This is a genomic window from Endozoicomonas sp. YOMI1 (genome assembly GCF_024606345.1).
GTDB lineage: Bacteria > Pseudomonadota > Gammaproteobacteria > Pseudomonadales > Endozoicomonadaceae > Endozoicomonas.
Genome location: NZ_JAHHPM010000179.1, coordinates 1 through 1,575, shown reverse-complemented (window position 1 = coordinate 1,575; position 1,575 = coordinate 1). Strand labels below are relative to the sequence as shown.

At 51.5% G+C, this 1,575-nt stretch carries 2 protein-coding genes; both read left to right on the top strand.

Features of this window, described 5'->3' with window-relative positions:
• Nucleotides 1-236, top strand: a 236-nt coding sequence (locus KDK15_RS06390) for a hypothetical protein (RefSeq protein ID WP_257294534.1), incomplete at its 5' end; no start/stop codon positions are given.
• Between the two features lie 387 nt (nucleotides 237-623).
• On the top strand, nucleotides 624-1,256 hold the full coding sequence (locus KDK15_RS06385; RefSeq protein WP_257294533.1) for an SEC-C metal-binding domain-containing protein: 633 nt from the start codon (nucleotides 624-626) through the stop codon (nucleotides 1,254-1,256).
• Nucleotides 1,257-1,575 lie beyond the last annotated feature (319 nt).

Below are 1,575 nucleotides of genomic sequence, written 5' to 3'. Positions count from 1 at the left end.
TCTTTACCAAATGGCATGGCAGTTTTTTCTATTTCTGCGCCACTTACCACTGTCCCTCTCCCAATGCCATCAGCCCGTTTTTTGAACGGAAGTTTGCCAGAATGACCTACAGCGGTAATAACACCTATACGCTGTCTTATATGCGGCACACCGATAAGTGGCACGAAGTCTTTTATGATCAGGATGTAGAGCCGTGCTTTGAGCTGATTGCCCATGAGCCCTGTTTTCTGCCGTAACGGTTATTGGATTTTCTCATTAGCTCACCATAAAGGTCAGAAAGCGATCTTTGATCGGGCATGTTATGTGTTTGATCTATCGGCGCTATCCACTGCGGACAAAAGGGAGCTGGAAGAAAAGGAATGTGAGCTGGCATACACACAACGCAAGCTGGCAGAATCCAGGCTTAAACTGGGAGAAAGTAACCTGGTGCCGCTCCGATCAAAACGGACATTGGCGACTTCAGCGTTTGGCACACTGGTTTTAATGGTGCTGACTGCCAGAGCAAATGCAACTGTAACGGAATCTTCAAATAATCAGGAGCCGTTAGCCAATCAGGAGCCCTTAGCCCATGAGGAGCCCTTAGCCCATGAGGAGCCCTTAGCCCATGAGGAGCCGTCAACGCGATGCTTAAACTCAACCGCAACGAACCCTGCCCATGCGGCAGTGGCAAGAAATACAAGAAGTGCTGTTTTCTGGATTTTGACAAGGCGTATGAAATTCAGCGAGCGGCCAAAATGGCCAATAGTCTGGACGAGCTGAAAGCGATCATCAGCCAGCCCCCCCTGTGCTATCAAATGCAAGTGGAGCTGATTGGCCATCCTTACTTCGAATTTGAACACGACGTTATCCGGACTTTCGAGCTGTCCGGCAAAGAGACCCTGTACGATCTGCATCTGAAAATTCAGTATGCCTTCGACTGGGACAATGACCATATGTTCTCGTTCTACACCTCAAACGAATATAGGGACCGGGACAATGAATACTCCGGTTCACCGGATGGTGAGCACCTGGTGTCCAGCTTCGGTTTCAGCCAGCCCACCAAATCCGCATCGGCCACTGAGATTCGGGATCTGGGCTTTGCCGAACAGCAGGAGTTTCTCTATCTCTTCGATTATGGCGATGAGCTGGTGCACCGTATCACCGTGGTTGGTATCACCGAGGCCGACAGCAACGAGCGGGTGCCTTTCCGGGTTATTTCATCGGTAGGTGAGAATGTGGGGCAGTACTGTGCCTATGAAGAAGAGTATGAAGAGTGATGATGGGTAAGAAATATTTGCCGGCGATGAAGGGGCGCCTGGTGCCGGAGTTTCATCAGTGATGAAAACCAGGACTGACTGAAGAGCTTCTTCACCATAGGGACGGTGAGTGTTCCCGGCAACAGGACTGGCAGGATGCCCGGCAATCACAGTTTTTTATCGTGGGTAGTAAAGACGAGTCCCATGGCTGCCAGCTGTGTGCCCTGACTCAAGCCAAAGACGGCACCCTGTCTGCTCGTTTGCGAGTACCGGATGCTTTGACCCCCAGGGATGGGGGAAATCCCACCAAGCGCCGGGAGCGCGACTGGGAGGTCGGTGA

Excerpts from the sequence above, each read along its gene's own strand:
- KDK15_RS06385 (WP_257294533.1), top strand. The coding sequence starts at position 624 with ATGCTTAAACTCAACCGCAACGAACCCTGCCCATGCGGCAGTGGCAAG.